The sequence below is a fragment of the Pelomicrobium sp. genome (assembly GCF_036803785.1).
In the GTDB taxonomy this organism is placed as follows: domain Bacteria; phylum Pseudomonadota; class Gammaproteobacteria; order Burkholderiales; family UBA6910; genus Pelomicrobium.
Genome location: NZ_DAIRTR010000138.1, coordinates 1 through 7,641 on the forward strand (window position 1 = coordinate 1; position 7,641 = coordinate 7,641).

7 protein-coding genes are annotated in these 7,641 nt (G+C 65.1%); 5 read left to right on the top strand and 2 right to left on the bottom strand.

Annotation, left to right across the window (positions count from 1 at the left end):
* Positions 1 to 335: 335 nt before the first annotated feature.
* Positions 336 to 1,943: a GMC family oxidoreductase gene (locus V7Q81_RS13280; protein WP_333844094.1), complete on the bottom strand. Its 1,608-nt coding sequence runs from the start codon at positions 1,941 to 1,943 to the stop codon at positions 336 to 338.
* Between the two features lie 387 nt (positions 1,944 to 2,330).
* Here V7Q81_RS13280 and V7Q81_RS13285 point away from each other — a divergent pair, with 387 nt between their 5' ends.
* The 5 genes from V7Q81_RS13285 to V7Q81_RS13305 all read left to right on the top strand — a co-directional run bounded on the left by V7Q81_RS13285 (position 2,331) and on the right by V7Q81_RS13305 (position 7,097).
* On the top strand, positions 2,331 to 3,452 hold the full coding sequence (locus tag V7Q81_RS13285) for a TRAP transporter substrate-binding protein (protein ID WP_333844097.1): 1,122 nt from the start codon (positions 2,331 to 2,333) through the stop codon (positions 3,450 to 3,452).
* A gap of 90 nt (positions 3,453 to 3,542) precedes the next feature.
* Entirely contained in the window at positions 3,543 to 4,070 is a 528-nt protein-coding gene (locus tag V7Q81_RS13290; protein WP_333844100.1) for a TRAP transporter small permease subunit, read from the top strand.
* Positions 4,067 to 5,383 carry a TRAP transporter large permease gene (locus V7Q81_RS13295; RefSeq protein WP_333844102.1) on the top strand — a complete coding sequence of 439 codons (1,317 nt, stop codon included), beginning with the start codon at positions 4,067 to 4,069 and terminating at the stop codon, positions 5,381 to 5,383. Before V7Q81_RS13290 ends, V7Q81_RS13295 begins: the two co-directional genes overlap by 4 nt.
* Positions 5,384 to 5,492: 109 nt before the next feature.
* A complete protein-coding gene (locus V7Q81_RS13300; protein WP_333844104.1) occupies positions 5,493 to 6,299 on the top strand; it encodes an IclR family transcriptional regulator in 807 nt (268 codons plus the stop codon).
* Positions 6,300 to 6,323: 24 nt separating this feature from the next.
* Complete coding sequence (locus V7Q81_RS13305; RefSeq protein ID WP_333844106.1) at positions 6,324 to 7,097, top strand: TSUP family transporter; 774 nt, start codon at positions 6,324 to 6,326, stop codon at positions 7,095 to 7,097.
* 24 nt (positions 7,098 to 7,121) lie between these two features.
* Here the strand turns inward: V7Q81_RS13305 and V7Q81_RS13310 are convergent.
* The coding region (locus V7Q81_RS13310) for a zinc-binding dehydrogenase (protein WP_333844108.1) at positions 7,122 to 7,641 on the bottom strand (520 nt) is incomplete at its 5' end.

The window sequence follows — 7,641 nt, forward strand, 5'->3', positions numbered from 1 at the left end:
CTCACTGCCACGGGCCTCTTCCTTCATCTTGGGATGGGTTGCCATGATCCACGTCCTTTCGGTGAATAAACGGCGGCGGAAGCCGCGATGATCAAATTGAATAGGGATTGTTTCACAATGAGCGACGAAATGCAAGCGCTTACATCCTCTGCCCGCTTAGCCCCCACTGCCCGGCGATCCATGACCGTCCTCACGACCTCCATGCAGAACGACACCGCTCGGCGCCGCTCTCGCCGACTTTGTCCGACGCCAAGCTACGAATCGGGCAGGGTCGTTCGCGGACGAGGGTGGGATTCTTTTCTCTTTCGCCGACATGCAAGTTTGCGGCAAAGGCCCTATCGCGCGGCGGCGTCCTCCAGGATCATGTCGGAGGCCTTTTCCGCGATCATGACCACGGGCGCATGGGTATTACCGGATACCAGGGTAGGCATGATGGAGCAATCCACCACCCGTAAGCCCGCGAGGCCCCGCACCCGCAACCGCTCGTCCACCACTGCCATGGGATCCGAGCCCATCTTACAGGTGCCGGAGGGATGGAAAATCGTGGCCCCGTATTCCCGGGCGAATTCCAGCAAGTCCTCGTCCGAAACGGCGGCGGGCCCAGGCCGGTATTCCTCGGCGATATAGGGCTTGAGCGCCGCGGTGCGCGCCAGCCGGCGCGCGAATTTCACCGCCGCCACGGCACAGCGCTGGTCCGCCTCCGCCGAAAGGCAGTTGGGCTGCATGGAGGGCGGCTCCATCGGGTCCGTGGAGCGAATGCGCACATAACCCCGTGACTCGGGCCGCAGCTGGCAGACGGAAAAAGTGCAGCCCGACCAGGGATGGGGTTCACCCCCGGCCATGTCGGCGGAAAGGGTGGCAAAGTGGAACTGGATATCAGGCGTCTTGGACTCCGGCAGCACCCGGGTGAAAAGCCCGCCCTGGTTGATGCCGATGGCAAGCGGCCCCGTGCGGAATACGAGCCACTTGAGCCCGATCCTGATCCTGCCCCACAGGGTGCGCAGCTCGTCATTGGTGGTGATGGGTTTCGTCACCTTGTAGATCAGGCGCAACTGCAAATGGTCCTGCAGGTTCTCGCCCACCCCGGGCAGATCCTTGACCACCGGAATGCCGAAGGAGCGCAGCAGGCCCGCCGGCCCGACCCCGGAGAGCTGCAGGAGCTGGGGGCTTTGGAGTGCGCCGGCGCAAAGCAGAACTTCCCGCGCCGCCCGAGCTTCCCGCAGCTCGCCGCCCTGGCGATACCGCACGCCCACCGCCCGCGTGCCCTCGAACAGGATGCGGGTGACATGGGCGTCGGTCTCGACGCGCAAGTTGGCCCGCTTGCGCGCCGGATGCAAGTAGCCCACGGCGGCGCTGCAGCGCCAGCCATTGCGGGTGAAAAGCTGATAGTAACCCACCCCCTCCTGGGTAGGACCGTTGAAGTCGTCGTTGCGGGGAACTCCCAGCTCTTGGGCGCCCCGGATGATGGCCTCCATCAGCTCGTGGCGTTCCCGGATGTCCGAGCACCACTGGGGGCCTCGGTCGCCGTGGTATTCGCTCGCCCCCCGGGTGTTGTGCTCGGAGCGGATGAAATAGGGCAGCACATCCTTCCAGCCCCAGCCCCGATTGCCGAGGCTCGCCCACCGGTCGTAGTCCTCGGGTTGGCCGCGAACGTAGATCAGCCCGTTGATCGAGCTGGACCCTCCCAGGCAGCGCCCGCGCGGCCAGTAAATGCGGCGGTTGTGCATGTGGGGATCGGGATCGGTGTAGAAACCCCAGTTGTAGGCGGGGTTGAACATGGTCTTGCCGTAGCCGATGGGGATGTGGATCCAAAGGTAGTTGTCCTTCGGACCCGATTCCAGCAGCAGCACGCGATGACGCCCGTTCGCCGTCAAGCGGTTGGCGAGCACGCAGCCGGCAGAGCCTGCGCCGACGATGATGTAGTCAAAAGTGGGCTGAGTCATAGAGGTCTGGCCTGGGCCGGGCGGCCAGCGAGGTTCGCCTTTCGCCGGGCTGCCGCCGTGCGCTAATAGACTGCGGGGCTGCCCGGGCAGGCCGCGTTTAACTGGAACAGAAGATCCCGATTTCTTCGGCAGTATTTCATCAAAATGGGAAATAGTCAACGATAATGGAACTTTTAGTCCCGATTTCGTTGAATTTTCTCTTGCGCCCCGTTGAAACTTCGTCTACGATGAAAGCGCTTTCCTTCCCTGCCCACCCAGAGGGACGAAGGGGAAGCGACAAGCCGCAAGGCGCGACCTTCCGGCGGCCGCAAGGGAAAAGGCTGGAGGGACGCGACAATCCGAATCGCCGGCTATCTCCAAGCCGGTCCAACGTGGAAGGAGGAGCAAATGAGCCGCAGTTTCCTATGGAAATGGGTGGCAACCGCAGCCGCGGCATTCCTTGCGCTCGGCAGCTCGGCGGCGAACGCCCAGCAGTACAAGATGCGCATCCAGACGGCGGTGCCCACGTCCAGCATCTACTTCGAGCTGCTGAAGAAGTTTGGCGACCGCGTGGAAAAGATGTCCGGAGGGCGGATAAAGACCGAAGTCCTGCCCGACGGGGCGGTGGTGCCGGCCCTCGAGATTCTCGACGCGGTGGACAAGGGCATCGTGGAGGCGGGTTACGCCTGGACCCACTACTGGTCTGGCAAGCACCCGGCGGCGGGGCTCTTCTCCAACCCGATGGCCGGCTCGGGCGTGGGGCTGGACCAGCTCTCCCACGTGGCCTGGCTGTTCGAAGGGGGCGGTTACGACCTCTACAAGAAATTCTACGCCGAAGTCCTCAAGGTCAACGTGGAGCCCCTCCTCGTGCAGCCCATGGGGCCGGATCCCCTCGGCTGGTTCAAGGCGCCGATCAAGAACCTGGAAGACTTCAAGAAGCTCAAGTACCGCTCGCCGCCCGGAATCGCCGGGGAGATCTTCAAGGAAATGGGCGTCTCGGCAGTGGCCATGCCGGGGGGGGAAATCGTGCCCGCCGCCCAGCGGGGGGTCATCGACGCTGCCGAGTGGATCGGCCCGGCGGATGACATGAACCTGGGTCTGCACACGGTGTGGAAGCATTACTATCTCCAGGGTCTGCACCAGTCCACCGACGTGGGCGAGCTCCTGATCAACAAGAAGTTCTGGGACAGGCTGCCCAAGGACATCCAGGAAATCATCCGCGGCGCGGCCATGGCTTCCATGACCGAGACCTACACCTACAACGTGTATCGCAACGCCTTGGCCATCAAGACCCTGCGGGAAAAGCACGGGGTTCAGGTGCACGACACGCCCAAAGACATCTACGCGGCGTTCGTGAAGGCCACCAACACGGTGCTGGACCGCTACGCGGCCAAGGACCCCTTCTTTAAGGAAGTGCTGGACTCCCAGCGGAAGTTCGCCCAGGTCGTGGTTCCCTACTGGACCAAGATCCTGGATCTGTATTCCGGCTTGGGCAACGCGGCGCTGGAAACCGGCGTCGTCAAGCCGTAAGCGGACCGCTCGTTTAAAACTCCGGCAAGGGGGCACGGCACGGTCCGTGCCCCTTCTGGTGGCACCGTAACCCCAATCGAGGCACCGGTCATGGCCAGCCCTCCGCCTGCCCTGCGGCGCGCGATCGCTTTCCTGGACGGCGTCAGTCTCTGGTCCGGGAAGATCGTGGCCTGGCTTATTTTTCCGATGGTGGGAAGCCTCGTCTACGAGGTCATCGCCCGCTACGCATTCAACGCTCCCACCGTGTGGGCCTACGACATGACGTACATGCTGTACGGGAGCTTTTTCATGCTGGGTTCGGCCTATACCCTGCTGCGCAAGGGCCACATCCGTACCGACATGTTCTACATGAACTGGCCGGTGCGGCGCCAGGGCTGGGTGGACACGATGTGCTATGTGCTGTTCTTCTTTCCCGGCATGATCGCATTCCTGGCGGTGAGCTGGGATTTCTTCTGGATTTCGTGGGAGCGGGGCGAGCGCATCGTCACCAGCCCCTGGATGCCCATCGTCTACCCCTTCAAAGCGGCCATCCCCCTCGCCACCCTGCTGCTCCTGCTCCAGGGGGTTTCCGAATTGCTGAAAAGCCTCTACGCCGCCCTCAAGGGAGAATGGCTATGAGCCCAGAGGTCATCGGCTTTCTGGCGCTCGCCGCCTTGTTTGTCGCCATTTTCATCGGCTTTCCCATCGCCTTCACCCTGATCGCTGTCGCCCTGGCGTTCGGTTACTGGGCCCTGGGCGACGTGGTCTTGTACTTGATGACGCTCCAGGTCTTTTCCGTGATGCGGGATCCCACGCTGGCGGCGGTGCCGTTTTTCCTGTTCATGGGATTCCTGCTGGAGCAGTCGGGGCTGATGGAGCGGCTGTTTCGCGGCATCGAGCATTTGCTGGCCGACGTGCGCGGCTCCCTCTACCTGGCGGTGCTGGTGACCGCCACCATTTTCGCCGCCGCCACCGGCATCGTGGGCTCGTCGGTCACGCTCCTCGGCGTGATGGCCGCCCCGGCCATGATGAAGAGCGGCTACGACGTGAGAATGTCGGCCGGGGCGATCACCGCCGGCGGTACCCTGGGCATCCTCATCCCGCCGAGCGTAATGCTCATCGTCATGGGACCGGTGGTCGGTGTCCCCACCACGTATCTTTTCGCTGCCGCCGTGTTTCCCGGCTTGATGCTCGCCGGACTGTATATCGCCTACACCCTGATCCGCAGTTTTTTCAATCCGCGGCTGGGCCCGCCGCTGCCGATGGAAGAGCGCGCAGAGAATTTCGCCATCGTGCTCAAGGAGCTCGCGGTCGGAGTGGTGCCGGTGGTGATAGTGATCTTGGCCACGCTGGGAGTGATCCTGGCGGGTATCGCCACTCCCACGGACGCGGGGGCCATGGGGGCGTTCGCGGTGTTCCTGCTCACCCTCCTCTACCGGCAGATGAGCTGGGAAAGACTCAAGAAAGCGGTCTACGCCACCCTGGAAGTTTCTTGCATGATCTTGTTGCTGGTGGCGGCTTCCAATTTCTTCGGCGCCGTGTTTTCCCGGCTCGGCAGCGCCACTTGGCTCGCCGAGGCGCTGCTCACGTTGGAGATGACACCGATCGTGATGCTGCTGCTGATCCTCGCCATCATCTTCATCCTCGGCTGGCCCCTGGAGTGGGTGCCCATCGTGCTCATCGTGGTGCCGATCTTCCTGCCGCTCGTGAAGCAGCTCGGCATCGATCTGGTCTGGTTCTCCACCCTGGTGGCGGTGTGCCTTCAGACCGCCTGGCTCTCGCCACCGGTGGCGCTCTCGGCCTATTTCCTGAAGGGCGTGGTGCCCGAATGGGGGCTCAAGGACATCTACCTGGGCATGCTCCAATTCATGGGGTTGCAATTGGTCGGCCTGGGGATCCTGCTGGCGTTCCCAGCGCTCGCCACCTGGCTTCCCCAGTACCTATTCCAATGAGCGGGGCGCGGCATCGCGGGCGCGAGGGAAGCTAAAATGAAGGCGGGCCGTCGCCGTTGCGCCCGCTGATCCGACAGGGGCGTGCGGCGGCCCAAAGCGAAGCGATCTTATGGCGACGAGCCTCCAGAGCCTACCGGCCCATGCCCCCGGCGAGGGCGCCTCGACCCTATCCCGCGCCGTGGAGATCCTAGAGCGGGTCGCCCGCGCCGAGCGTCCCATCGCCCTGGCGGACCTGATCGAGCAGAGCGGGCTACCCAAATCCACCGTACACCGGGTGCTCGCCCAGCTGGAGCAAGCGCTGCTGGTGCAGCGGGAGCCCGACGGCAAGCGCTATGTCCCGGGACCTCGCCTGTCTGCCATCGCCCTGGCGGCCATGCGCAACTCTTCCGCCCGGGGAGCGCGCCACGCCATCCTGCAGGCCCTGGTGGACGAGATCGGGGAGACGTGCAACTTCACCACCCTGGACGGCAACGAGATCGTGTACCTGGACCGGGTGGAAGCCCACTGGCCCCTGCGCATGGTGCTGCAGCCCGGCTCCCGGGTGCCGCTCCATTGCACCGCGAGCGGCAAGCTGTTTCTGGCCCTGATGCCCGCCCCGCGCCGGCAACGGCTGCTACAGGCCGCCCCCCTCAAACGCTTCACCGACAACACCATTACCAATCCGCAACGGCTGGAGCAAGCCCTGAAGGTGATCCGGGAAGAGATGGTAGGCACCGACGAGGAGGAGTTCCTGGCCGGGCTTTCTGCCATTGCGGTGCCCGTCTTGGACCGCCAAGGGCGCATCTGCGCCACCGTGGCAGTACACGCCCCCACCGCGCGCATGAACATCCCCCAGGCCCGTGCCCATCTTCCCGCCCTGCGCCGGGCCGCCGCTGCCCTTGCGGCCACTTGCGCTTACGAAGATGCCGAAGGGTAAACGAAAAGTCGGGATGCTCGCCCGATGATGGAAGCCGGGGCGCTGTCTCCCGCCCACTTCGCCCTGGCGCTAGCCATCATGGCCCTGGCGGGACTGGTGCACGGTGCCCTGGGGCTCGGCTTTCCTCTGGTGGCGACTCCCCTCATCGCCCTCTTTACCGACATGAAGACGGCCATCGTCTTCACCTGGCTTCCCACCTTCACCGTCATCCTCTTGAGCATCGCCAAGGGAGGGCGGCCAACGCAGACCGTGGTGAGCTTCTGGTCGCTGCCCCTGTACATGATCGCGGGAAGCTATTTGGGCGCGCGGCTTCTCATCATCTCAGACCCGGCCCCCTTCGGGCTGCCGCTCGGGCTGCTGGTGCTCGCCTACTTGAACCTGGATCGGCTGCGCAGCCTGGTCGGCCGCTGGATCGAGGGGCATCCGCGGCTCGCCCGCGCTCTCTTCGGCCTGGTGGCCGGCATGTTCGAGAGCACCGCCAACGTGGCCGGGCCCGTGCTTCTCATCTATTTCCTGTCCCTGGGGCTCGCCCCGGCGGTCCTGGTGCAGGTCCTCAATGTTTGTTTTTTCGCGGGTAAATCCACGCAGGGGGCGACCCTGACCCTGGCCGGCGGCGTCGCGCCGGCCGTGTGGTGGTCTACGGTGCCCTTCGCCGCCGCGGGGGCGGCGGCCCTGTTCGGCGGCGCTGCGCTGCGCAACCGGATTAGCGCCGAGACCTACCGGCGCTGGCTGCGGGCTGCCCTGTGGGTGATCGCCGGGCTGCTCATCGGCCAGTTCGCCTGGCGTTCGCTGCCGTGACGGTAGACTCCCGGGCGCCCGGGCTCAAAAGACGACGACCTGGCGCACCGCTTTTCCCTCCCGCAGGCGCTCGAAGCCCTCGTTGATCTCATCGAGCGCGAGCCGCCCCGTCACCAACCGGTCCACGGGAAGGCGCCCGCGGCGGTACAGGGCCATGTAGCGCGGGATGTCCCGCGCCGGCACGCAGGTGCCGATGTAGCTGCCCTTCACGGTGCGCTCCTCCGCCACCAGGTTGACCAGGGGCAGGGGCAAGGCGGCGGTGGGCGGCGGCAGGCCCGCCGTGACGGTGGTGCCGCCGCGCCGAGTGATGCGGTAGGCAAGCTCCATCGCCTTGACCGAACCCGCGAACTCCAGGGCGTACTCCACCCCACCTCCCGTGGCGGCGCGCACCTGATCCACGCACTCGGGCACTGCGGCATGGAAGGTATCGGTCGCCCCCAGCCGGGCGGCGAGGGCCAGCTTGTCCTCGGCCAGGTCCACGGCCACGATGCGGGAGGCGCCGGCGGCGACCGCCCCCAGCAGGGCTGCCAGGCCCACGCCACCC